The sequence below is a fragment of the Glycomyces artemisiae genome (assembly GCF_003002955.1).
Classification (GTDB): Bacteria; Actinomycetota; Actinomycetes; order Mycobacteriales; family Micromonosporaceae; genus Glycomyces; species Glycomyces artemisiae.
Window position 1 is genome coordinate 387045 of record NZ_PVTJ01000006.1, and the last position, 23457, is coordinate 410501.

Below are 23457 nucleotides of genomic sequence, written 5' to 3' on the forward strand. Positions count from 1 at the left end.
AGGCTGGGGGCCTACGCGTGGCCGTTGAAAGCATCGCGCATGCGGCTAAAAAAACCCGAGCCGCCTTTGACTTCCTTGATCTCCTCGTCACGGAGGCTCGCGAGCTTGCGGAGGAGCTCCTCCTGCTCGGCGTCGAGCTTGCTCGGGGTGCGCACGTCGAGTTCGACGTAGAGGTCGCCGCGGGTGCCGCCGCCGCGGAGCTTGGGGACGCCGTGGCCGCGGACCTTCTTGATGGTGCCGGGCTGCGTGCCGGAGGAGACCTCGACCTCGACCTGGTCGTCGAGGGTGTGGATGGTGAGCTTGGTGCCGAGGGCGGCCTGCGTCATGGGGACGCGGACGCGGCAGCGCAGGTCGGAGCCTTCGCGGGTGAAGACCTCGTGGGGCTTCTCGTGGACCTCGACGTACAGGTCGCCGGCGGGGCCGCCGCCGGGGCCGACCTCGCCTTCGCCGGAGAGGCGGATGCGCATGCCGTCCTCGACGCCCGCGGGGACCTTGACGGTGATGCGCCGACGCGAGCGCACGCGGCCTTCGCCGCCGCACTTGCGGCACGGGTCGGTGATGATCGTGCCGTAGCCGGAGCAGGCCGAGCAGGGGCGCGCGGTGCGGACCTGGCCGAGGATGGTGCGCTGCACGACCTGGACCTCGCCGGAGCCGCCGCACGTGGAGCACGTCTGCGGTTCGCTGGAGCCCTCGGTGCAGGTGCCGTCGCAGGCGTCGCAGAGGATCGCGGTGTCGACCGTGAGCGTGGACTCGGTGCCGAACGCGACCTCTTCGAGGTCGAGGTCGAGGCGCAGGAGCGCGTCGTTGCCGGGCCGGGTGCGCGAGCGGGGGCCGCGGCGGCCGAAGCCGCCCATGGAGCCGCCGAAGAACGCGTCCATGATGTCCTCGAAGCCCATGAACGGCGCCCCGGCGCCGCCCCCCGCGGCGCCGCGCGCGTACGGGTCGCCGCCCGCGTCGACGATCGCCCGCTTCTGGGGGTCCATGAGGACCTCGAAGGCGGCGTTGATCTCCTGGAGGCGCTCCTGCGCGTCGGGTTCGTCGCTGACGTCGGGGTGGTACTTGCGCGCCAGCTTCCGGTACGCCTTCTTCAGCTCGTCCTCGGTCGCGTTGCGCTCGACACCGAGGATGCCGTAGTAGTCCTTAGCCACGTGGATGCTCATCGTCCTGTCAGCGGTTCTGTTCCAAAATCTCTGATACGTACCGGGCGACGGCGCGGACGGCCGCGATCGTGCCCGGGTAGTCCATGCGGGTCGGCCCGAGCACGCCCATGTGCCCGACGACGGAGCCGGGGCCGTACCCGGCGGTGACGACGGTGGCCTCCCGGAAGTCGGCGACCTCGTTCTCGTCGCCGATGCGGACCGTCAGCAGCGCGTTGGAGTCGGCGCGGCCCAGCAGCTGCATGAGCACGACCTCCTCTTCGAGCGCTTCGAGGATGGGCCGCAGGGACCCGGCGAAGAAGTTCCCGTTGCGGGTGAGGTTCGCGGCGCCGGCGACGGCCACGCGCTCCTCGGTGCGGGCGACGACGGAGTCGAGGAGGACGCGGGCCAGCTCGGAGGCGGTGGCGCGCAGTTCGGGGCGGGCGAGCCCGGCGAGTCCGGCGATGATGCGGGGGGCGTCGGCGAGGGGCTTGCCCTGGAGCTGCTCGTTGACGAGGCGGCGCAGGTCGAGGACGTCGTCCTCGGTGAGCTCGGCGGGGACCTCGACGTAGCGCTGCTCGACGCGTCCGGTGTCGGTGATCATGACGAGCATGAGCCGGGTGGGGGTGAGGGACACGAGTTCGAGGTGGCGCACGGAGGAGCGGTTGAGGCTCGGGTACTGGACGACGGCGACCTGGTGGGTGAGCTGGGCGAGGAGGCGCACGGTACGGGTGACGACGTCGTCGAGGTCGATCGCTTCGGCGAGGAAGCGGTGGACGGCGCGGCGCTCGGCGGCCGAGAGGGGCTTGATCTTGCCGAGGCGGTCGACGAAGAGGCGGTAGCCCTTGGCGGTGGGGATGCGGCCCGCGGAGGTGTGGGGCTGCTGGATGTACCCGGCCTCTTCGAGGTAGGCCATGTCGTTGCGGACGGTGGCGGCGGAGACGCCGAGGGAGTGGCGCTGGGCGACGGCCTTGGAGCCGACGGGCTCCTGGGTCGCCACGTAGTCCTCGACGATGGCGCGCAGCACTTCGAGCTTGCGATCGTCCATCGCCGCCACGTCCCCTCGGTCTCGGTGCCTTCTTCGGTCCGGCAGGCCGAGCGGAAGCTCAGTCTGCCGGACTCAAGTTTGGCACTCCCTGTCCAGGAGTGCCAGTGTACGTGGGGGGTCAGACGCCCGGGATGATGAGCGCGCCGTCGTCGGCGACGGTCACGCCGCTGTCGCCGAAGTCGGCGGCCAGCTCGTTGAGGTCGTCGAACGCGCCGTTGTCCTCGTCGATCGTCGGGTAGCCGTCGCCGTTCATGCGGCTGGCCTGGGCCTTGGCGGCGGCGATGGTGCCGTCCTCGCGGATGGTGACCGAGAGGATCGCGGAGCGGCCGAGGGCGCCGTCCATGCTGAAGAGGTTCTGGCCGCCGCCGAAGTTCCCGAGGGAGTAGGCGATGAGCTTGCCGTTGTAGACCTCCATGCCGCGCAGCACGTGCGGGCCGTGGCCGAAGACGATGTCGGCGCCGGAGTCGATGCAGGTGTGGGCGAAGGCGCGGGTGTCGCCGCGGTCCTCGCCGAGGTAGTTCTCGACGCCTTCGGGGACGTGGCGGTGGTCGGTGCCCTCGGCGCCGAGGTGGGCGGTGGCGACGACGATGTCGGCCTGCTCCTTGGCGGCGGAGACGAGGGCGGCGACGGCGTCGAGGTCGCGGTTGTCGGTGTAGAAGGTGTAGGGCGCGAAGCCGACGAGGCCGACGGTGAGGCCGGACTCGGTCTCGACGAGGGCGACCTCGTCCTTGATGCCGCAGACCTCCATGCCGGCGGCGCGGATGGCGTCCTGGGTCTCGGTGGCGCCGTCGGGTCCGGCGTCCCAGCCGTGGTTGTTGGCCTGGTTGAGGACGTGGAAGCCCGCGTCGGCGAAGACCTGGGCGTAGTCGGAAGGGAGGCGGAAGTAGGTGCAGGCGCCGCCGCCGCACTTGTCGAACTCCAGGGTGGAGAGGGCGCCTTCCATGTTGGCGATGACGACGTCCCCGGTGAGGTTGTCGCGGACGCCGTCGAAGAAGCTGGCGCCGTCGTCGGAGGCCATCTGGTTGGGGTAGGAGCCGGGCATGGTGTCGCCGACGTGGGTGATGGTGATCTCGCGGGGCGGTTCGGGCGAGGGGGATTCGGAGGGGCTCTCCTCGGCGGCGCCCGCGCCGCCGTCGTCCGCCGGGGGCGGCTCCTCCTCGGAGCACGCGGCCAGGGCGAGCCCGGCGAGGGAGGCGGCGAGGACGCCACGGCGGGTGGCGGCGGGGGATGGCGTGTGCATGGGTGCTCGGGCTCCGGTGTCGAGGATTCAGGGGTCGGGGCCTGGGGGTTCCGTCCGGTACAGGGGGACGGGACCTGGTGCCGGGGGTCGGCGCGGCCCGCGTCGGCGCCGTCGGCTGGGGGCCGGCGCGCGCCGCGACGGCCAACGCGAGGATGGCTCGTCCGTGACGGGCTCAAATCTACGGGGCGCCCGCTCGGGCGTCGTCAGCCGGTGAGGTCTCTCACCACGGCGTCGGCGAGGAGGCGACCGCGGAGCGTGAGGACGAGCCGGTCGTCGCGGATGTCGGCGAGTCCTTCGGCCGCAACGCGTCCGGCGGCGGCCCGGCCCTCGGGGCGCAGCTCGGCGAGGGGGAGGCCGCTGGCGAGGCGGGTGAGCAGGAGCACCCGCTCCAGATAGCGGTCGTCGTCGGTGAGGAGCTCGTGGCCCGCGACGGGCAGGCCCTCCGCGAGGGCGGTCCCGTAAGTCGAGGGGTGCTTGTGGTTCCACCAGCGCACGCCCGGCAGATGGGAGTGGGCGCCGGGCCCGGCGCCCCACCAGTGGCCGCCCTCCCAGTACAGGAGGTTGTGTCGGCACCTGGCGGTATCGTTCCTGGCCCAGTTCGAGACCTCGTACCAGGAGAACCCGGCCGCGGAGAGGGCGGCTTCCGCGGCGAGGTAGCGGTCGGCGGCGACGTCGTCGGAGGGCTGCGGCACCCGCCCGGAGCGGATGCGGCGGGCCAGCGCGGTGCCGTCCTCGACGATGAGGGCGTACGCGGAGACGTGGTCGACGCCGGTGTCGACGGCGGCGGCGAGGCTGTCGGCGAAGTCGGCGGCGCTCTCGCCGGGGGTGCCGTAGATCAGGTCGAGGCTGACGTGCTCGAAACCGGCCTTGTGCGCGTGGGCGACCGCGTCGAGGGCCTTCTGCGGGGAGTGCTCGCGGTCGAGGACCTTGAGCACGTGGGAGGCGGTGGACTGCATGCCGACCGACAGGCGGGTGAAGCCGCCGTCGTGGAGTTCGGCGAGGTAGTCGGCGTCGATCGACTCGGGGTTGGCCTCGGTGGTGGCCTCGTAGCCGTCGGCGAGCCCGAACTCGCGGTCGATCTCGGCGAGGATCGAGGCGAGGTCGGCGGCGCTCAGGAGCGTGGGCGTGCCGCCGCCGAAGAAGACCGTGTCGACCTTCGGGCGCGTGCCGAAGCGCGCCGCGGCGGAGCGGATCTCGCTGCGCACGATCGCGGCGTAGGTGTCGCGGGAGACGCCCGCGCCCAGCTCGGAGGCGGTGTAGGTGTTGAAGTCGCAGTACCCGCAGCGCGAGACGCAGAACGGGACGTGGACGTAGAACCCGAATCCGGCGCTCCCGGCGGAGGGGTCGGCGGCGGCCGCGGCGATGTCGGTTGCGGGACTGGTGGACACCCTGTCTACGGTACTTGCGTGAACGGCAACGACGCTCTCATCAAGTACCGCGCGGACCTGAACGTGGCCTCGATTACCCTCGACGCCCCGCAGCGGCGCAACGCGCTCTCGACTCGCATGATCGGCGAGCTGCGCGAGGCCATCGCCGAGGCGGTGGCGGACCCGGTCGTGCGGGTCATCGTGATCGACCACTCCGGGCCGGTGTTCTGCGCGGGCGCGGACCTGAAGGAGTCGGCGGCGGCGACGCGGCTCGAAGACCTTCCGGCGGCGCACCTGGCCGAGCTGCTCGCCGACATCTGCGAGGCCCCCAAACCGGTGGTGGCGGCCGCGGGCGGCGGCGCGAAGGGCGGCGGCATGGGCCTGCTCGCGGCGGCCGACCTCGTGGTCGCGGCCCACAATGCGCCGATGGCGTTCAGCGAGGTCCGGCTCGGCGTCGTCCCGGCGGTGATCGCGCCGGTCGTGGCGCGCAAGCTCGACGCGGGCCTGATGCGGCGGCTGTTCCTCACCGGGGAGTCGTTCGACGCGGTGCAGGCGTCCTCGTGGGGCCTGGTGACGCGGGCGGTCGTGCCCGACGCGCTCGCGAAGCACCAGGGGGAGCTGGTCGAGAGCCTGGTCGCGGGCGGCCCATCAGCGCAGGCGGGGATCAAAGTGCTCACGGCCACACCGGATCTGCGGGAGCGGCTGCGGGAGGCGGCTGCACTGACGGCCGAGTACTTCTTCGCCGAAGAGGGGCGCGAAGGGGTCCGTTCGTTCATTGAGAAGCGACCGGCTTCTTGGGTAGGCTTACCAGCCGCCGACCGACCTGATCGGAGTCTCCCTTGCGCGCACTCCTGGCCCTGACCTCGCTGCTCGCGGCGCTCGTGCTCGCGGGCTGCACCGATGAAGCACGCGACGCCTTGCGCCCCAGCCAGACCGGCTGCTACTTCACCACCGGCATCGGGGAGACCCACCTGACCTCGGAGCAGGCGGCGAACGCGGCGACGATCAGCGCGGTCGGGCTGCGCGACGGCATGGACGAGCGGGCCGTGGCCGTGGCGATCACCACGGCGATGCAGGAGTCGGAGCTGAAGAACGTCGAGTACGGCCACGACGACTCCCTGGGCCTGTTCCAGCAGCGCCCGAGCATGGGGTGGGGCTCCGAGGAGGAGCTCATGGACCCCGTCTACGCCTCGTTCAAGTTCTACGAGAAGCTGCGCCGCACCGACGGCTGGGAGGACATGACGCTCGCCGAGGCCGCGCAGGCGGTCCAGGTGAGCGCCTACCCGGACCTGTACGAGCAGTGGGAGGAGGACGCGACGGTGATCGCCGCGGTCTTCGCCGGGGGCAAGGAGGGCGGCATCGGCTGCGTCAAGGGGAACGCCCCCGAGGTGACGGCGGACCCTGAGCTGCTCGCGGAGGCGTTCGCGTACCATTGGGGCGCAGAAGTGTCCGAAGTGGACGGCACGACGGTCGTGGTCGACCCGAGCGACGCCGCCGAGGGCTGGAACCGGGCCGCTTGGGCGGTGGCCAGGTCCTACGACTACTCGATCACCAGCGTCGCGTACGGCGGCATGGTCTGGGCCGCAGGAGAGGACGGCTGGACCGAACCGAACGCGGAGGAGGACGGCGAGGACGCGGTGGCCGTCGCGAACGACAGCCACGCCGCCGTCATCATCACCTTCGCCGCCGCCTGAGCAGCCGGGCGGCAGAGTTCCGCCCCGGTTCACCGGCGCGTCGTCCGCGCGTTCCGGGCAATCCACGCTCGCTTGCTGGGCTGTACGGGTCACAAACCCGCTCAACTCCCCCCGAAGCGAGGCCATATCATGCGCATGTCGCGCCGCATCCTGCTCGCGTCCACCGGCGCCGCCGCCGCGACCGCGGTCCCCGCCGCGGCCTGGGCCGAGACGAGGATCCACCCGACGCTCACCGCCGACCCCTTCACCCTCGGCGTCGCCTCGGGCGACCCCGAGCCCGACGGCGTGGTCCTGTGGACCCGCCTCGCGCTGAACCCCCTCGCCGAAGACGGCTTCGGCGGCATGCCGAACGGCGTCTTCGACGTCAAGTGGGAGGTCGCCAAGGACGAGCGCTTCCGCCACCGCGTCGCCTCCGGGCACGTCGAGACGGCCGCCGAGGCCGGCTACAGCGTCCACATCGAAGTCGACGGGCTCGAACCGGCCCGGGAGTACTACTACCGCTTCAAGACCGGCCGCTGGGCGTCCCCGGTCGGGCGGACCCTCACCGCGCCCTCGCGCCGCTCCATGCCGAACGAGCTGCGCATGTCGTTCGCGTCCTGCTCCCAGTACGAGCACGGCTACTTCACCGCCTACCGCCACCTCGCCGAGTCGCACCCCGACCTCATCCTCCACCTCGGCGACTACCAGTACGAGTACAAGGCGGGCGTCTACAACTCCCCCGACGGGAACGTGCGCGACCACGAAGGGCCCGAGACCGTCACGCTCGCGACCTACCGCCAGCGCCACGCCCAGTACAAGGCCGACGCCGACCTCCAGGCCGCGCACCTCGTCGCGCCGTGGCTGGTGATCTGGGACGACCACGAGACCGAGAACAACTGGGCCGACGAGGTTCCGGAAGCCGGCTCGGACACCCCCGACCACGACGCGTTCCTGGCCCGCCGCGCGGCGGCGTTCCAGGCGTACTGGGAGAACATGCCGCTGCGCCGCAGCTCCGTGCCCGACGGCATCGACATGCAGCTGTACCGGCGGGTCCGGTGGGGGCGCCTGGCGAACTTCCACATGCTCGACACGCGCCAGTACCGCGACGACCAGGCGTGCGGCGACGGGACGCAGAGCAACTGCGCCGACGCGTGGGACGAGTCGCGCACCATCACCGGCGCGGAGCAGGAGGAGTGGCTCATCGACGGGTTCCACGAGTCGACGGCCCGCTGGGACGTCATCGGCCAGCAGGTGTTCTTCACGCAGCGCGACAGCAGCGCCGCCGCCGACGTGCTGCGCACCAGCATGGACGGCTGGGACGGGTACGCGGCGTCGCGGCAGCGGATCATCGACGGCTGGGTCGAGGCCGGGGTGCGCAACCCGGTGGTGCTCACCGGGGACGTGCACACGCACTGGGCCGGGGAGATCCTCCCGGACTTCCCCGACGCGCAGGGCGACTCGGTCGGCGTGGAGCTGGTCGCGACGTCGATCACCTCGGGCGGCAACGGGGTCGACTCGGTGCCGGAGGACAACTCGGCGCTGGTCATCAACCCGCACATCAAGTTCCGCAACGCGCAGCGCGGCTATGTGGAGACCGTGATCCGGCCCGACCGGATGGACGTGAACTTCCAGGTCGTGCCGCAGGTGACGGTGCCGGACGCGCCGGTGTACACGCGCCGGTCCTACACGATCGAGGACCGGGACCCCTCGCTGCACCAGACGTACGACCGGCCGGTCGACGTGTCGACCATGTCGACGAACACGAACCCGTTCGCGGACTCCGACGAACTCGCCGACGACTACCTGGACTAGGTTCCCCCGCAAAGGGAGGGCGGCCGCGAGGCCGCCCTCCGTTCCGTGCGCCGCGGTGCCTCCGCAAGACCCGTTCCGGACGGCCGTTCAGGGCGCGATGGAGGACACCGGCGGTTGCCCGGTGCGGCTACAGTGAGCAGTGATAGCACACCCTTCTCTATGCCCGGAGCAGCGACTATGACGTATCCGCCGCAATCGCCCGAACCGAATCCGTACGGCGCGGCCCCCGGCCCCGGGGCGCCCGGACCGCAGCCGGGAGGGCCCGACCTCCTGACCGAGTGGGGCGCCAAGGAGCACCCGGGGCGGCCCAAGAAGATCAACCAGCTGACGCAGCTGCTGTGGGGCTACGTGGCCCTGTCGGTGCTCATGGTGCCGCTGGCGATCGTCGCCATGATGACCGCGCCGTGGTGGGCCGCGACCGGATTCGTGGTGGCCTCGTCGATCGTGGGCCTGATCTTCCACGGCGGCGTGGCGGGCACGATCGCGTGGTTCATCACCAAGAGCCGGCTGGGCGTCTTCGGCGCGCAGGACCCGCGCGTGGGGCTGTGGGTCGGCTACGGCCTCCTCGGCCTGTTCTCCCTGGGCGGCCTGTGGGTCGGCTGGGGCTGGATCGCGGCGGTCGGCGCGCTGGTGTCGCTCGCGCGCCTCGGCGCGGTCGGCTTCAGCTTCTACCTGCTGAGCCAGCCCGATGTCCTGCACTACCTGCGGTCGCAGCCGGGGAACCAGCCCAAGCCCCCGCAGGTCCCGCCGCACGGCTACCCGCAGCAGCCCCCCGCTCAGGGATACCAGCAGGCCCCCGGCCAGCAGCCGCCCGCCCCGGGATACCCGCAGCAGCCCCCGGCGCCGGGCCAGCAGGTCCCGCCGCCGCCCGGCTACCCGCCGCAGCAGTAGGGAATTGAGACGCCAAGGGGCGGAACCGGTCCGGTTCCGCCCCTTTTCGCATGCCGGAGCGGCCCGCGAAAAAATTTAGGCAATCGGTTGCACCGAAACCCTTGACCGCATGAAAGCCCTTGCCTTAGATTCATTCAAATGCCTCAATATTTCCCTCACGAGAGGTAATGCGCATGCGACGCACAGCCCGACTTCGGATCGGAGCGGCCCTGGCCGCGGCGGCGGTGGTGATCGCCGGAACCGCCATGTCGATGACGATGGCCGCGGCGGACACCGCCGACGAGCCGTCGTTCTCCGCCCAGGCCCTCGGCACCAACCTCAGCCTCGGCGCGGGCGCCGACGGCACCTCGAAGGCCTCCGGCACCAGCTACGGCAACGTCATCGACGGGAACACGAGCACCTACTGGTCCCCCAGCGGGACCACCGGCCGCGTCTCCGTCAAGTGGGACACGGCGAAGACCGTCTCCACCGTCGTCATCAAGTCCGCCTCCGGCGGCGGCACCATCGGCAACTGGCAGGTCGTCAACAACGACAACGGGTCCGTGCTGGCCTCCGGCACGGGCGCGGGCACCATCACCTTCGCGGCGACCTCCCTCAAGAAGATCAACTTCGTCATCACCAGCGCCTCCGGCACGCCGCGCGTCGCCGAGTTCGAGACCTACGCGGGCACGCCCGACGGCTCGACCACCGGGGAGCCGACCGAGGAGCCCACGACCCCGGGCGACCCCGGCACGACCACGCCCCCGCCGAGCGCCGACGCGCTCTACGCCGCCCCCAACGGCTCCTCCAGCGCCGCAGGCACCATCTCCGCGCCCACGACCCTTGCCTCGGCGATCAGCCGGATCACCGCGGGCGGCACGATCTACCTGCGCGGCGGCACCTACAACCTGACGAGCACGGTCGACATCCCGCCGGGCAAGGACGGCGTCTCGGGCAACCGCACCGAGCTGTTCGCCTACGGCAGCGAGCAGCCCGTGCTCAACTTCTCGGCGCAGGCCGAGGACAGCGCCAACCGGGGCATCGCGCTCGGCGGCGACTGGTGGCACTTCAAGGGCTTCGTGGTCGAGCACGCCGGCGACAACGGCATCCTCGTCGGCGGCAGCAACAACGTCATCGAACGGGTCGTGACCCGCCACAACGCCGACACCGGCCTCCAGATCGCCCGGTACACCGCGGGCGCGCCCTCCAGCGAGTGGCCGGCGAACAACCTCATCCTCAGCTCCGAGTCGCACGACAACGTCGACTCCGACGGCGAGGACGCGGACGGCTTCGCCGCGAAGCTCACCTCCGGCTCCGGGAACGTCTTCCGGTTCTGCGTGTCCCACAACAACATCGACGACGGCTGGGACCTGTACACCAAGCCGGACACCGGGCCCATCGGCGCGGTGACCATCGAGGACTCCCTCGCGTACGACAACGGGACGCTCTCCAACGGCGGCCAGGCCGGCGCCGGGGACCGCAACGGCTACAAGCTCGGCGGCGAGGACATCGCCGTCAACCACACGGTCGTGCGGTCCATCGCCTTCGAGAACGGCAAGCACGGGTTCACGTACAACTCGAACCCCGGCTCGATGACGATCTCGAACAACCTGAGCATCCGCAACGGCGAGCGCAACTTCAACTTCGACGCGGGCTCCTCGGTGTTCCGCGGCAACACCTCCTGCGACAGCGGCTCCAACGACCGCATCGTCGGGAACTCCGACAGCTCGAACCAGTGGGACACCGGCTCCAACGGCTCCCGCTGCTCGGCCTACGGCGGCAGCCTCGCCTGGAGCTTCAACTCCGGCGGCACCCTCGTGGTGACCATCGGCGGCACCGTGGTCGACCTGTAAGGACCGGCACATGAGGCGAGGCGGCCGCCCCCCGGCACAGGGGGCGGCCGCCTCGTCGCTTCGTTCCTAGTCCTCGTCGGTGCGCAGCGCGGCGATGAACGCCTCCTGGGGGACCTCGACGCGGCCGATGTTCTTCATCCGCTTCTTGCCCTCCTTCTGCTTCTCCAGGAGCTTGCGCTTGCGGGAGATGTCGCCGCCGTAGCACTTCGCGAGCACGTCCTTGCGCAGCGCGCGGATCGTCTCGCGGGCGATGATCCGCGAGCCGATCGCCGCCTGGATCGGCACCTCGAACTGCTGGCGCGGGATGAGCTTCTTGAGCCGCTCCGACAGGCGCACCCCGTACGAGTAGGCCTGGTCCTTGTGGACGATCGCGGCGAACGCGTCGACCTTCTCGCCCTGGAGGAGGATGTCGACCTTGACGAGGTCGGACTCCTGCGAGCCCTCGATGTCGTAGTCGAGCGACGCGTAGCCCTTGGTGCGGGACTTGAGCTGGTCGAAGAAGTCGAAGACGATCTCCGCGAGCGGCAGCGTGTACCGGATCTCGACGCGGTCGGTCGACAGGTAGTCCATGCCGATCTGGACGCCGCGCTTCGTCTGGCACAGCTCCATGACCTGCCCGATGTACTCCTTCGGGGTCAGGATGGTGGCCTTGGCGACCGGCTCGGTGATCGAGTAGATCTTCCCTTCGGGGAACTCCGAGGGGTTGGTGACCTCGACCTCCTCGCCGTCCTCCTTCACGACCTGGTAGACCACGTTCGGGGCCGTCGAGATCAGGTCGAGGTTGAACTCGCGCTCCAGGCGCTCCTGGATGATCTCCAGGTGCAGCAGGCCCAGGAAGCCCACGCGGAAGCCGAAGCCGAGCGCGGCCGACGTCTCGGGCTCGTACTGGAGCGCGGCGTCGTTGAGCTGGAGCTTGTCGAGGGCCTCGCGGAGGTTCCCGTAGTCGGAGCCGTCGATCGGATAGAGCCCGGAGTAGACCATCGGCTTGGCCTCGGTGTAGCCGGGCAGGGCCTCCGTCGCGGGGTTCTTGTTGAGCGTGACGGTGTCGCCGACCTTCGACTGCCGCACGTCCTTCACGCCGGTGATGAGGTACCCGACCTCGCCGACGCTCAGGGCCTTGGAGACCACCGGCTCGGGGCTGATGACGCCGATCTCCAGCAGCTCGTGGTCCGCGCGGGTCGACATCATGCGGATGCGGTCGCGGGCGTTGAGCTTCCCGTCGACCACGCGGATGTAGGTGACGACGCCGCGGTAGACGTCGTAGACCGAGTCGAAGATCATCGCGCGCGCGGGCGCGTCCGGGTCGCCGACGGGCGCCGGGACCTGCGCGACGACCGCGTCGAGGAGCTCGGCGACGCCGGCACCGGTCTTCCCGGAGACGCGGAAGACGTCCTCGGGCTCGCAGCCGATGAGGTTCGCGATCTCCTCGGCGTACCGGTCCGGGTCGGCCGAGGGCAGGTCGATCTTGTTGAGCACCGGGATGATCGTGAGGTCGTTGCTCATCGCCAGGTACAGGTTCGCGAGGGTCTGCGCCTCGATGCCCTGCGCGGCGTCGACCAGGAGGATCGCGCCCTCGCAGGCGGCGAGCGAACGGGACACCTCGTACGTGAAGTCCACGTGCCCGGGGGTGTCGATCATGTTGAGGACGAAGCCCCGCCCCTCGGCCTCGCCGGAGCGGGCCGTCCAGGGCATGCGCACGGCCTGGGACTTCACGGTGATGCCGCGCTCGCGCTCGATGTCCATCCGGTCGAGGTACTGCGCGCGCATCTGGCGGGCGTCGACGACCTCGGTGATCTGCAGCATGCGGTCGGCCAGGGTGGACTTCCCGTGGTCGATGTGCGCGATGATGCAGAAGTTCCGGATCGACTCCGGCGCGGTCGAACCTGGCGCGTTGGTCACGTTGACCTTCCCTCTCGGCTGCACGGACTGCGGCGGGCAGGCGCCGCCGCTCCCCGCCGTCGGGCCGTTCATGATCACGGCTCGGTCGTGTAAGGGGCGGGCTTGACAATTCTGCCTTACGGGCCCCGGTGCCCCCGCACACCCAGCGCGAAAGGCCGTCCCCGCCACGTCGCGGGAACGGCCTCCGGTCTCCTGGTGGCGCAGGTCGGGTCAGGCGGCCGCGGCCGCGGGCTCCGGCTCGGGGCTCTCGACGGCCTTGACGCGGCTGCGCACGGCCCCGATGGTGAAGAACACCACTCCGGCCGCGAGCCAGGCCGCGAGGACGAGCAGCACCGTCTGGGCCCCGGCCCCGTCGAAGTACGCCGTCGCGCGCAGCAGCGTCGCGCCCGCGCCCGGCGGCAGGTACTGGCCGATCTCGCCCCACGGGGCGGGCAGCAGCTCAGGGGCGCTGGTCAGGCCCGAGATCGGGTTGCCCAGGAGCATCACGAGGACCGCGCCGACCGCGACCCCGGCCATCCCCAGGAGCTTCCGCAAGCCGAGGATGAGCCAGCCGGTCGCGGCCGCCGCGAGACTGATAGCTCCGGCGATCGGCAGGTAGTCGCCCTCAAGGGACCCCAGCACGTACAGCAGGACCGCGGCCACGCCCGCACCGATCGCGAGCGGGCCGAGGATCGCCGCGGCGGCCTGGCGGCCCGAACCGCGCACGTTCGAGCCGATGAGCATGGCGATGATGATGCCGCCCATCGCCAGCGGCAGGCCCGAGGCGGCGAGCCCGGCGCCGTTCGGGTCGTCGGCGGGCAGCGGGACCAGGTCCTCGACCGTGACCTCCACGGTCTGGCCGGCCGCCTGGCCCATCTGGGCGGCGATCTGGTCGGCGATCCCGGTGACGAGCCGCGCGACCATGGGCGAGGCGGCCGAGGCGGTGTAGGCGGTGACCCCGTCGGGGGCGACCTGGAGGGCCGCGTAGACCTCGCGGTCCTCGATGAGCTGCTCGGCCTCGGCGGCGTCGGCCGCGGCCGTGACGTCGAAGCCGTCGGGCTGGGCCTGGTCGAGCTGGTCCTGGACCTGCGCGGCGGCCTCCGCGGGGCCGACCACGGCGATCGGGACCTCGTGGGGGCCCATGCCCGCGGAGGGCCAGGCGAAGGCGAGCGTGATGGCGCCGACGATGAGGGCGAGACCGGCGCTGAGCCCGATCACGCGTCCGATCGAGGTGCGCTCGGGGGCGGTTTCCATGGCGGTGTCCTTTCGTAAGATACGCTCCGTATCTTGCTAGCCTCAAGCTAACATAAGAAACGATCGGTATCTAGGGGGGTCGGGTTGGACCGCAAGGGAGCGTCCAGGCGCCGCGGCGCGGAACTGGAGCAGGCGATCCTCGACGCCGCGTTCGAGGAGCTCCGCGACGCCGGCTACGGCGGATTCACCATGGAAGGCGTCGCGAAGCGGGCCGGGACGAGCAAGCCGGTGGTGTACCGGCGCTGGCCGAGCCGGGTGCAGCTCCTCATCGCCTGCGTCGCGAGCCGCCTGCCGCGCGCCGAGACGGTCCCCGACACCGGGTCGATCCGCGGCGACATCGTCGCGCTGGTCACCGTCGCGCACCGCCGCATGCGCCTGGTCGGCCAGACCGCGATGCTCGGCATGCTCACCGACGTCAGCGCCGACCCCGAGGTCCGCAAGGTCCTCGTCGGCTCGCTCGTGAGCGAGCTGACGAACCTCCTGGACCGGGCCGTGTACACGCGCGCGATCGCCCGCGGCGAACTGGCCGAGGAGCACCTCACGGAACGACTGCGGCGGCTCCCGATCGACTTGGTGCGCAACGAGTTCATCATCTACGGGGCGGTGCCGCGGGAGGCGATCGAGAGCATCGTCGACGAGGTGGTCCTCCCCGCGCTGCGCGCTCGCGGCGCGCGCGTGTGACCGCGCGGGGGTAATGTGCGCGACAGCCCGGGGCCTCAGCTCGTCCGGGCCCTGCGACCTGGTGTAACCTGGCTCGCGGTCATGCTCCCAGGGCGTGCGTGTTGCTCGGGTCCTGGTAACGTTGACAGGCGCTCCGGAGTGCCCTCTGCCTCCGACGCGATCAATTAAGGAACCAAGCAATCACGAAACTGAGGCTTCACGCGTGGCGAACATCAAGTCCAAGGAAAAGCGCATTCTCACGAACGAGAAGCGCCGTATCCGCAACAAGTCTGTGAAGTCGTCGCTGAAGACGTCCGTCCGGAAGTTCCGTGAGGCGTCTGCCGCTGGCGACGTCGAGGCCGCCCAGGGCCACCTCCGCGCCGCGAGCCGCGAGCTCGACAAGGCCGCGACCAAGGGCGTCATCCACAAGAACCAGGCCGCGCAGCGCAAGTCCAAGCTCGCCGCCTCCTTCAACAAGCTCTCCGCCGCCGCCTGACACGCGACACCGCAGACAGCACAAAAAGCTTCAAAGGCCCGGGGCCCAGCCCCCGGGCCTTCGGCATTCCCGTCTCAGCCGTGCCGGCTCAGCGCCCCCGCGACCACGTCGTTGAGCTTCACCATGGCCGCCACCGTGAGCGGCAGGATCAGCACGACCCACCAGGTCACCAGCTCGGTCAGCGCCATGAGCACCGCGAGCCCGACCGTCCCCTCGAACAGCAGCACGCACATCAGGTTCGACAGGTAGAGGTGCTTGATCCCCAGCGCCTTCGCGTACCAGGGCCTGCGCGGACGGCTCACCCGTCCGTGGCGGTACTCAGACACGGCCCCTCCCCGCAGCGCTCAAACGGGTGATCTGGAGGATCGCGTGCTCCAGGGCCCAGCCGCGGTCGTCCGCGCCGCCCTTCACCTCGCCGTTCAGCCGCGCGCACACCTGCATCGCCTCAGCGAGCGAGTCCGCGGTCCAGTTCCGGGCCTGCTTGCGCGCCTTCTCGATCTGCCACGGCGCCATGCCGAGCTGACCGGCCAGCTGCGCCGCCCCGCCCCGCTCCGACGCGACCCGCGACAGGTTCCGCACCGCCATCGCCAGCGCGTCGGCGATCGGCACCGGGTCGACGCCGACCTGCATCGCCCACCGCAGCGCTCCGAGCGCCTCGGCCGCGTCCCCGGCGATCGTCGCGTCGGCGACCGTGAATCCCGAGACCTCGGCGCGCCCCGAGTAGTACTGCGCGACGCTCTCCTGGGTGATCTTCCCGTCCGTGTCGGCGACGAGCTGCGCGCACGCCGAGGCGAGCTCGCGCAGGTCCGACCCGACCGCCTGGATGATCGTGTCGGCGATTTCCGCCGAGGCCGACCGCGGCGACGCCCCCGCGTCCCGCAGCTCCCCGCGCACGAACGCGACCCGGTCGGGCTGCCGCTTGATCTTCGAGACCCGCACGATCGGCACGTCGAGCTTCTTCAGCCCCTCCGAGAGCGCCTTGCCCTTGTTGCCGCCGTTGTGGCACACGGCGAGGTAGATCTCCGGCGCGGGCTGCTTTGCGTAGGCGAGGACCGCCGCGATGACGTCCTTGTCGACGTCCTGGCCCGACTCGATGATGCCGACGACCGCGCCGCCGAACAGGGTCGGGCTCGTCAGCTCGGTCAGGGCCCCGGCGGTGAGGTCGGCGCCCGAGACGCGGTTGACGGCCGGAGCCGGGTCCCCCTCGGGCATCTCGGCCCGCACCGCCTTGACGTACTCGGCGGCGGCCCGCTCGGCGAGGAACTCGTCGTCGCCCAGGATCAGTCGGATGGGTTCGAGTGCAGCCACCGCACCATCCTCGCATGCGGTCCGGGCCGCCCCGGGCCGCGACCGGTCCGGCGCTTTCCTCGCAGCGCCCGCATCCTGCCGGAAGATCCCGGTTCACCCCGGCGCGTCCGCCGCCCAATCACCCGAACGGCGTCGCCGTGTAATCGATCCCTCACCTCACCCCCCTGTCCGCACTTCCAGGCCGCCGCCGCTGCGCGACACCGTGATCGGCCCGTCCTCGTCCGTCCGGAAGACCAGCGCGCCCTCTTCCTCCAAGAGCCCCAAGGGGCCCGGGTCCGGATGCCCGTACTCGTTGCCCGCCCCGACCCCGACGAGCGCCACCGCCGGATCGGCCGCCTCCAGGAACGCCGGCACCTGGAACGACGACCCGTGGTGCGGCACCTTCAGCACGTCGACGTCGAGCGCCGCCCGGCGGTCGAGCAGCGCCCGCTGCCCTTCCAGCTCCACGTCCCCGGCGAGGAGGACGCTCGTCCCGGCGATCTCGGCCCGCAGCGCGACCGAGTTGTTGTTCGGGTCCGACCGCGTGCCGCTCAACGGATCGGCGGGCGGCCCCAGCACCTCCAATCTCGTGTCCCCGAAGACGAACACCTCGCCCGGCACAGCTTCGAGCACCGGCACCGCACCGGCCCGCTCCTCCACCAGGTCGTACCCGTACCGGGCCTCCCCGGGCGGCGGCGCGAGGATCGCGGCCACCTCGCGGCCGTCCATCACCCCGCCGATCCCGGCCGTGTGGTCGATGTGGAAGTGCGACAGCACCAGCAGCGCCACCCGGTCCACCCCGAGCGACTCCAGGCACGCGTCGACCGGCTCGGGATCGGGCCCGACGTCGACCACGATCGCCCCGTCCTCCGCGGGGAGGACCAGCGCGTCCCCTTGGCCCACATCGCACATCGTCACCACCCAGCCCGACGGAGCCCCGCCGGAGAACAGGCAGGCCGGAACCGCGCCGAGCCCGGCGGCGAGGAGCACCGCCAGCACCGCCCGCCGGAACCGCCGCATGTGCAGCAGCCCGATCACGAGCGCGAGCACCAGCGCCGACCCGATCCCCCACCACAGCCCGCCCGGCACCGGCAGCAGCGCCCCCGGCACTTCGGCGCCCGTGCGCGCCAACCAGATCAGCCACCGCGCCGGAAACGCCGCCAGCTGCGCCGCGACCTCCCCCGCCGGGACCCATACCGCCGCCGCGGCCGCGGCGCCCACCGACAGCACCACCACCGGCGCGGCCACGAGCGCCGCCAGCAGGTTCACCGGCACCGACACCAGGCTCACCCCGCTGCCGAGGCCGACGAGCAGAGGCGTCACCGCCACCTGCGTCGCCACCGGGATCGTCACCGCCAGCGCCACCCCTTGCGGCCAGCCACGGTGCTCCAGCGGCTTCGCCCACCGGAACGCCAAGAGCAGCAAGCCGACACATGCGGCCACCGACAGCGCGAACCCCGCCTGCGCGGCCATGTCCGGGTCCACGAGCACCACCAGCAGCACCGCGGTCGCCAACGCCGGCATCGCCGCCCGCGGCCGCCCTGCCGCCAGTGCCAGCAGCGTCATCCCGGCCATCACCGCGGCCCGCAGCACGCTCGGCTGCGGCCCCGCGACGACCACGATCACCCCGGCCGCCACCGCCCCGGCGACCACCCGGGCCCGCGGCCCGGCCCGGCACGCGACCGCCACGGCGAGCACCGCGCCCACCAGGAGGCTCAGGTGGTAGCCCGAGACGACCACCAGGTGCACGAGCCCGGTCGTCCGGAAGTCCGCGGCGAGTTCGGGGTCCATCAGCGACGTGTCCCCCACCGCGAGCGCCGGGATCAGGCCCGCCTCCGGTTGCGGCACCGCCCCGACGGCTTCGGCGAGCCGCTCGCGCACATGCGCGGCGAACCGGTGCGGCAGTGCCGGTTCGCCGTCGAGCCCGGGCGGCCCGCGGGCGCTCACGATCGCGGCCGTCAGGCGCCCCGGCTCCGCTTCGCGAAGCACCGCGGGCACAGTGAGCCGCTGCCCGGAGCTCAACCCGGCCCACTCGCCGCCGCTCGCGACCAGCAGCACCTGCCAGTTCCCGTCCACCACGGCGTCATCGGCCCTGAACGACCGCAGCCGCGCGGTCGCGGTGACCATGTCCGGCCGCTTCAACATCGGCTTCGGCACCGTGTGCAGCACGAGTTCGGCCTCCCCGTGTGCCTCTTCGGCAGTGAGCGCGGCGAGCCCGGGATGGTCGCGCGCCGCGACGTGCGCGGTCGTGACCCCGGCCCCGAGCACCGCCCCGAACGCGACCGTCGCAACCGCCGCCGCGACCCCTTCGCGCCTGCCGATCCCGAAGGCCGCCAGCACGATGCACCCGACCACCGTGAGCAGACCGGTGACGGCACTGCCGTACAGGCCCGCGAGCGCGGCCGCCCACACCCCGGCGGCGACGAGCGGCAGCCGCCAGTCCCGCCGCACCACCTCCGAAGGCGGCGGCCGCAGCGTGAACTCGGCGCTCACAGCGTCACCTGCTCGCGCAGCTGCTCCAGCAGCGCCGACCCGATGCCGGAGACCTCCGACAGCTCGTCCACGGACTGGAAGCTGCCGTTCGCCTCCCGGTACTCGATGATCCGCTCGGCGAGGACCGGGCCGATGCCCTTGAGCGCGTCCAGTTCCTGTGCGCTGGCGACGTTGATGTTGACGAGGCCCGTCGCGCCGCCGCCGGTCCCGCTCGCCCCTGGCGGCGGGACCCCCGAGGCCGAGGCGTCGGGCACGGCCACGAGGTCCCCGTCGGCGACGACGCGGGCGAGGTTGAGGAACCCGGGATCAGCGCCGTCGGCGAGCCCGCCCGCGGCCTCGATGGCGTCGGCGACCCGCGCCCCGGCTTCGAGCTCCACGATCCCCGGCTTGTTCACGGCCCCGGCCACGGACACGACGATCAGCTCCGGGGCCTGTTCGGCCGCTTCGGGAACCACGGTCGGCGCGGTCGCGGCGGGCTGCGTCTCCGGCCAGGACAGGATCGTCACCGCGAGCCCCACGGCGGCGACGAGGACCCCGACGATCGCCAGCACCCACCGGTTCAGGTGCGAGAGCCCGAACCGGTGCTGGAGCCGCTCGATCCGGTCCTCGAACCGCCGCTTCGGCGGCGCCTTCGGCACGGGTTCGGTCTTGGCGTCGCCGCTGTCGGCGTCGACGGTCTCCTTGCAGGTCTCGTCATCGACGGAGTGGAGCTTCAGGCGGAGCCTCGCGGCGAGGGCATCGCCTTCGGGTGTCTTGTCGCGTTCCATACCCGGCTCAACGAGCGAAGGTTACGGCCGTGACTGAGATTTTTCCGGCCTGTGGATAACTCACCGCGACCTGTGGACAACCCCGATCGGCGTGAACGACCGCCGCCTCGCCGAGCGATAATCCCCGGCAGCCGTGCCCCGCAATATGAACGGCGGTTCTCCGCATATCGGACACTGGGGACCCCCCACTTCAAATCTACCCGGCGCCGCCGACAGCCCTCGTAAGTCAGGAACGCCGACGCGTAATGATCCCGACGAGCCCCGGCCCGCAGTGGGCGCCGACGGCGGCGCCGACCTCGGTGACGTCCATGCGCCGCAGCCGGCCCTCGAAGCGCTCCTGGAGCCACCCGGCGAGCGCCTCGGCCCGCCGCTCGGTCCCCAAGTGGTGCACGGTCATCTCGACCTCGGCCTCACCGGCGTCCGCGACGGCGAGCGCCGCGAGGCGCTGCAAACCGCGCGTGGGGGTCCGGACCTTCTCGACCACGTCGATGCGCCCGTCCTCAACGCCCAGAATGGGTTTCACCGACAGCGCCGTGCCCACGATCGCGCGCGCCGCGCTGATCCGGCCGCCGCGCCGCAGGTACTCCAGCGTGTCGAGGTAGAAGTACGTGGTGGTCCGCCCGATCGCCGCCTGCGCGGCCGCGGCGGCCGTCAGCAGGTCCATCCCCTTCTCCGCGGCCTCCACGGCCGCGAGGGCCGGATACCCGACGCCCATGCCCGCGCCGAGCGAGTCGACGACGGCGACCCGCCCGCCGAACCCGGCGGCCGCGGCCTCGGCGGCGGCCACCGTCCCGGACAGCCTGCCCGACAGGTGCACCGAGACGATCCCGCTCGCGCCCTCGTCGAGCAGCCGCGTGTACGTGGCCCGCAGCTCCTCCGGAGGCAGGCCCGAAGTGGTCACGGTCTGGCCCTCGCGCATCGCGCGGAGGATCGCCTCGCCGCCGACGTCCTCGCCCTCGCGGTGCTCGTCGCCGCCGATGAGCACCGGGATGCCGAGCACCGTCAGGCACTCGTGCGAAGCACGCAGCGCCTCAGGCAGGGCAGAAGTGGAGTCGGTAACGACGACGACGGTCACCCGGCCACATTACCTAATCCGCGGGCTCGGCTTCCTGGACCACGAACGGGGTGCCCTGCTGGCAGGTGCTCATCATGCCCGCGTCGACGGTGCCGTGCAGCGTGACCTGGGCGCCCGCGTACACGACCGAGGAGTCGAAGCTCCCGAAGATCCCGTACACGGTGCCCTCGTAGGTGAGGACCAGGCAGCCGGACTCCACGCCCGCCTCCACGGTCCCGGAGATGGTCGTCACCGAGTCGGACCCGGGCTTCGACGTGTCGCCCATGGTCGGGTCCAGGTCGGGGATGCTGGTCTCGTCGGGCACGGTGCTCTCCTCAGTCGTTGCGGCCGTGGGCGACGCGGTAGGGGACGCGGTCGCCGAGGTCTCGTCCCCGGATCCGCTCCCGCCCGCGCCGCACGCGGTGAGCGCGGCCAGCAGGAGCCCGCCGGTGAGCAGCCCCGCAGCGTTCGCGATTCGTCTGGTTCGTGAAGTTCGCGTGTCCATGACGGTTCGACGTCTCCGGTCCCGGCGCGGTTGCGCCACGACCGAAGCGTAATTCCCGGACGGCGGCCGGGTCCACCACTCGGCCCGGAAAACCGCCGCTACCGGGCCAGCTGGCCCTTCGCGAGCGGGCTCGCACCGATCGTGTGCGGAGCCGGAACGCCCAGGTTGTAGCCGAACATGCGCCACTTCCCCGACCGCATCCGCCGCAGGTCGGCCCAGTGCGCGTTGTCGAGGCCCGACAGCGAGCTCGTGGGCGCCTGGTCCCATTCGAGGATGCCGCCGACGATCTGCCGCGCCGAACCGCCGTGGCAGACGATCATCGCGGTCCCTTCGACGTCCGACTCGACGATGTCGCGCACCGCCTCAGACGTGCGCCGGTGCAGTTCCGCCCACGTCTCGATCCCGGGGTGCTGCAACGGCTCCCCCGCGCGCCACCGCCGGTGGTCGTCGGGGAACTGCTCCGCGATCTCCGCGCCCGTCAGGCCCTCCCAGGGCCCGTACGCGCGCTCCTGGAGCCGCTTGTCCAGCTCGATCTCGACCCCGGTCGCCTCGGACACCGGCCGTGCCGTGTCCACGGCGCGCCGCAGGTCCGACGAGATGATCCGCACCGGCTCGTACAGGGCGAGCTCAGGACCGGCCTCGACCGCCTGCGCCTTCCCCGTCTCGTCGAGGTCGATGTCAGTGGACCCCTGGATGCGGCCCGCGATGTTCCACTCGGTCTGCCCGTGGCGGACGACGAGGAGCCGGTTCACCGCTCGTCCTCATCGCTCTCGGCCACCTCGGCGCGGCGCTCCCGCTCCACCTCGGCCTGGTCGACGAACTCGATCTCTGGGCAGTCCTTCCAGAGCCCGTCGAGGCCGTAGTAGTCGCGCGCCTCCTGGTGGAAGACGTGCACCACGATGTGGTTGTAGTCCAGGAGCACCCACTGCTCGCCGCCCCTGCCCTCACGGCGCAGCGGACGCGTGTCGTGCTCCTTGATGAGCTTCTCCTCGACCGCGTCGACGACCGCGTGAACCTGCCGCTCGTTCGAGGCCGAGACGATCACGAAGACATCGGTGAGTGCGATCTTCGAGGTGACGTCCCGGAGATTGATGGCGAAGGCCTTCTTGTCGGCCGCCGCCTGGGCTGCTGAGAAGGCCAGGGTCTTGGCGGTTTCGCTTGCGGTCACGAACGCTCCTGTCGACGAGTCTTCACCGGTGCTCCACCGGCTCAGCTCTAGTTTTACACGGGCGGTCCGACGCCGCCCTCCCTGTTTCGCGCCGGTCGCTGTGCGACGCGTCCCAGACCTCACCCGCGGTACAGCCCGCGCTCTTCAATGAACGCCGCCACCGCATCCGGCACCAGGTACCGCACCGGCTGCCCGTCCCGCACCCGCTGCCGGCACTCCGTCGACGACAGGTCTACCGCCGGCATGTCGATGAACTCGACCTGGATCCCGAACGACGTGTCGACCTCCCGCCGCGAATGCCCCGGACGGTTCAGCGCGATGAACTTCACCGATCTCACCAGATCCTCGACCCGGTGCCACGTGTGCAGGTTCTCCAGCGAGTCCGCGCCGATGATGAAGAACAGATCGACATCGCCCTCGTACTCGGCCCGCACATCGGCGACCGTGTCCACCGCGTACGTCGCGCCCTCGCGATCGATATCGCAGGTGCTGACCCTGAACATCGGGTCGGAATCGACTGCCAACCGCGTCATCTCAAGCCGCGCAGCCGCATCCGTGACCTTGATGTGGGCCTTCTGCCACGGGTCGCCGGCCGGGACGAACACCACTTCGTCCAATCCGCATTCGAATGCGGCTTCACTGGCCGCCACCAAATGCCCGAGGTGCGGAGGATCGAACGTCCCGCCGAACACCCCGATGCGTCGGACCGCCAGCTCATTCACAGGCCGAATCCTATCGCGCAATTCCGAATCAGGGCATGCGAAAAGGCCCCCACCTTGCGGTGGGGGCCTTCTCTGTATGTTCATGTTTGGCGGTGTCCTGCTCTCCCACACCCCCTCGGGTGCAGTACCATCGGCGCTGGAAGCCGTAACGACCGGGTTCGGAATGGGACCGGG

The 23457-nt window shown here is 71.3% G+C and carries 22 protein-coding genes and 1 rRNA gene; 7 read left to right on the top strand and 16 right to left on the bottom strand.

Annotated elements, in window-relative coordinates; genetic code table 11:
- Nucleotides 1-11: 11 nt before the first annotated feature.
- From dnaJ to hemW, 4 genes are all read right to left on the bottom strand, one after another.
- Nucleotides 12-1148, bottom strand: coding sequence for a molecular chaperone DnaJ (dnaJ, locus tag B0I28_RS17540; protein WP_106365166.1), 1137 nt, complete (start codon nt 1146-1148; stop codon nt 12-14).
- Nucleotides 1149-1167: 19 nt separating this feature from the next.
- Nucleotides 1168-2184, bottom strand: a complete 1017-nt coding sequence (gene hrcA, locus B0I28_RS17545; RefSeq protein WP_106365167.1) for a heat-inducible transcriptional repressor HrcA — start codon at nt 2182-2184, stop codon at nt 1168-1170.
- A 118-nt stretch (nt 2185-2302) separates the two neighbouring features.
- Nucleotides 2303-3424: a CapA family protein gene (locus tag B0I28_RS17550; RefSeq protein WP_106365120.1), complete on the bottom strand. Its 1122-nt coding sequence runs from the start codon at nt 3422-3424 to the stop codon at nt 2303-2305.
- A gap of 203 nt (nt 3425-3627) precedes the next feature.
- A complete protein-coding gene (hemW, locus tag B0I28_RS17555) occupies nt 3628-4812 on the bottom strand; it encodes a radical SAM family heme chaperone HemW (RefSeq protein WP_106365121.1) in 1185 nt (394 codons plus the stop codon).
- 18 nt (nt 4813-4830) lie between these two features.
- Between hemW and B0I28_RS17560 the strand changes: the two genes are divergently transcribed.
- From B0I28_RS17560 to B0I28_RS17580, 5 genes are all read left to right on the top strand, one after another.
- A complete protein-coding gene (locus B0I28_RS17560; RefSeq protein WP_219926825.1) occupies nt 4831-5652 on the top strand; it encodes an enoyl-CoA hydratase-related protein in 822 nt (273 codons plus the stop codon).
- Nucleotides 5631-6485, top strand: a complete 855-nt coding sequence (locus B0I28_RS17565) for a hypothetical protein (protein WP_106365122.1) — start codon at nt 5631-5633, stop codon at nt 6483-6485. The genes B0I28_RS17560 and B0I28_RS17565 overlap by 22 nt, the downstream gene beginning before the upstream one ends.
- 129 nt (nt 6486-6614) lie before the next feature.
- On the top strand, nt 6615-8276 hold the full coding sequence (locus tag B0I28_RS17570; RefSeq protein ID WP_106365123.1) for an alkaline phosphatase D family protein: 1662 nt from the start codon (nt 6615-6617) through the stop codon (nt 8274-8276).
- A 177-nt stretch (nt 8277-8453) separates the two neighbouring features.
- The gene (locus B0I28_RS27325; protein WP_181245831.1) at nt 8454-9167 is read left to right on the top strand and encodes a hypothetical protein; all 714 of its coding nucleotides are present in this window, start codon (nt 8454-8456) and stop codon (nt 9165-9167) included.
- A gap of 173 nt (nt 9168-9340) precedes the next feature.
- Nucleotides 9341-10999, top strand: coding sequence for a hypothetical protein (locus tag B0I28_RS17580; RefSeq protein WP_219926827.1), 1659 nt, complete (start codon nt 9341-9343; stop codon nt 10997-10999).
- A 66-nt stretch (nt 11000-11065) separates the two neighbouring features.
- On the opposite strand, the gene lepA is transcribed toward B0I28_RS17580, so the two are convergent.
- Together lepA and B0I28_RS17590 are read right to left on the bottom strand one after the other, a co-directional pair.
- The gene (gene lepA / locus B0I28_RS17585) at nt 11066-12898 is read right to left on the bottom strand and encodes a translation elongation factor 4 (RefSeq protein WP_245889018.1); all 1833 of its coding nucleotides are present in this window, start codon (nt 12896-12898) and stop codon (nt 11066-11068) included.
- A gap of 210 nt (nt 12899-13108) precedes the next feature.
- Nucleotides 13109-14131: a hypothetical protein gene (locus B0I28_RS17590; protein WP_106365124.1), complete on the bottom strand. Its 1023-nt coding sequence runs from the start codon at nt 14129-14131 to the stop codon at nt 13109-13111.
- An 84-nt stretch (nt 14132-14215) separates the two neighbouring features.
- On the opposite strand from B0I28_RS17590, the gene B0I28_RS17595 reads away from it, so the two are divergent.
- Nucleotides 14216-14812: a TetR/AcrR family transcriptional regulator gene (locus tag B0I28_RS17595; RefSeq protein WP_219926828.1), complete on the top strand. Its 597-nt coding sequence runs from the start codon at nt 14216-14218 to the stop codon at nt 14810-14812.
- A gap of 202 nt (nt 14813-15014) precedes the next feature.
- Nucleotides 15015-15287, top strand: a complete 273-nt coding sequence (rpsT, locus tag B0I28_RS17600) for a 30S ribosomal protein S20 (RefSeq protein ID WP_106365125.1) — start codon at nt 15015-15017, stop codon at nt 15285-15287.
- A 74-nt stretch (nt 15288-15361) separates the two neighbouring features.
- Here the strand turns inward: rpsT and B0I28_RS17605 are convergent, their stop codons facing one another.
- The 10 genes from B0I28_RS17605 to rrf form a co-directional block, all read right to left on the bottom strand.
- A complete protein-coding gene (locus B0I28_RS17605; RefSeq protein ID WP_146148144.1) occupies nt 15362-15613 on the bottom strand; it encodes a hypothetical protein in 252 nt (83 codons plus the stop codon).
- Entirely contained in the window at nt 15606-16595 is a 990-nt protein-coding gene (gene holA, locus B0I28_RS17610) for a DNA polymerase III subunit delta (protein WP_106365127.1), read from the bottom strand. The genes B0I28_RS17605 and holA overlap by 8 nt, the downstream gene beginning before the upstream one ends.
- 156 nt (nt 16596-16751) lie before the next feature.
- A complete protein-coding gene (locus B0I28_RS17615) occupies nt 16752-19067 on the bottom strand; it encodes a ComEC/Rec2 family competence protein (protein ID WP_106365128.1) in 2316 nt (771 codons plus the stop codon).
- Nucleotides 19064-19834, bottom strand: coding sequence for a helix-hairpin-helix domain-containing protein (locus B0I28_RS17620; RefSeq protein ID WP_106365129.1), 771 nt, complete (start codon nt 19832-19834; stop codon nt 19064-19066). The genes B0I28_RS17615 and B0I28_RS17620 overlap by 4 nt, the downstream gene beginning before the upstream one ends.
- A 226-nt stretch (nt 19835-20060) precedes the next feature.
- Nucleotides 20061-20909 carry a DegV family protein gene (locus B0I28_RS17625; RefSeq protein WP_106365130.1) on the bottom strand — a complete coding sequence of 283 codons (849 nt, stop codon included), beginning with the start codon at nt 20907-20909 and terminating at the stop codon, nt 20061-20063.
- A gap of 13 nt (nt 20910-20922) precedes the next feature.
- Nucleotides 20923-21393 (bottom strand): hypothetical protein, encoded by a 471-nt coding sequence (locus B0I28_RS26915; protein ID WP_146148145.1) that lies wholly within the window; start codon nt 21391-21393, stop codon nt 20923-20925.
- 98 nt (nt 21394-21491) lie between these two features.
- On the bottom strand, nt 21492-22145 hold the full coding sequence (locus B0I28_RS17635; protein ID WP_106365132.1) for a histidine phosphatase family protein: 654 nt from the start codon (nt 22143-22145) through the stop codon (nt 21492-21494).
- Nucleotides 22142-22561 (bottom strand): ribosome silencing factor, encoded by a 420-nt coding sequence (rsfS, locus tag B0I28_RS17640; protein WP_106365133.1) that lies wholly within the window; start codon nt 22559-22561, stop codon nt 22142-22144. Before rsfS ends, B0I28_RS17635 begins: the two co-directional genes overlap by 4 nt.
- A gap of 119 nt (nt 22562-22680) precedes the next feature.
- On the bottom strand, nt 22681-23283 hold the full coding sequence (gene nadD / locus B0I28_RS17645) for a nicotinate-nucleotide adenylyltransferase (protein WP_245889019.1): 603 nt from the start codon (nt 23281-23283) through the stop codon (nt 22681-22683).
- Nucleotides 23284-23367: 84 nt separating this feature from the next.
- Nucleotides 23368-23457, bottom strand: a 5S ribosomal RNA gene (rrf, locus tag B0I28_RS28630); the annotation flags it as partial.

What these genes read in the sequence shown, in the direction of transcription:
- B0I28_RS17550 (WP_106365120.1), bottom strand. Translation starts at nt 3,424, where the DNA reads ATGCACACGCCATCCCCCGCCGCCACCCGCCGTGGCGTCCTCGCCGCC.
- B0I28_RS17620 (WP_106365129.1), bottom strand. Translation starts at nt 19,834, where the DNA reads ATGGAACGCGACAAGACACCCGAAGGCGATGCCCTCGCCGCGAGGCTC.
- B0I28_RS17580 (WP_219926827.1), top strand. Translation starts at nt 9,341, where the DNA reads ATGCGACGCACAGCCCGACTTCGGATCGGAGCGGCCCTGGCCGCGGCG.
- B0I28_RS17590 (WP_106365124.1), bottom strand. Translation starts at nt 14,131, where the DNA reads ATGGAAACCGCCCCCGAGCGCACCTCGATCGGACGCGTGATCGGGCTC.
- B0I28_RS27325 (WP_181245831.1), top strand. Translation starts at nt 8,454, where the DNA reads ATGACGTATCCGCCGCAATCGCCCGAACCGAATCCGTACGGCGCGGCC.
- B0I28_RS17570 (WP_106365123.1), top strand. Translation starts at nt 6,615, where the DNA reads ATGCGCATGTCGCGCCGCATCCTGCTCGCGTCCACCGGCGCCGCCGCC.
- B0I28_RS26915 (WP_146148145.1), bottom strand. Translation starts at nt 21,393, where the DNA reads ATGGACACGCGAACTTCACGAACCAGACGAATCGCGAACGCTGCGGGG.
- hrcA (WP_106365167.1), bottom strand. Translation starts at nt 2,184, where the DNA reads ATGGACGATCGCAAGCTCGAAGTGCTGCGCGCCATCGTCGAGGACTAC.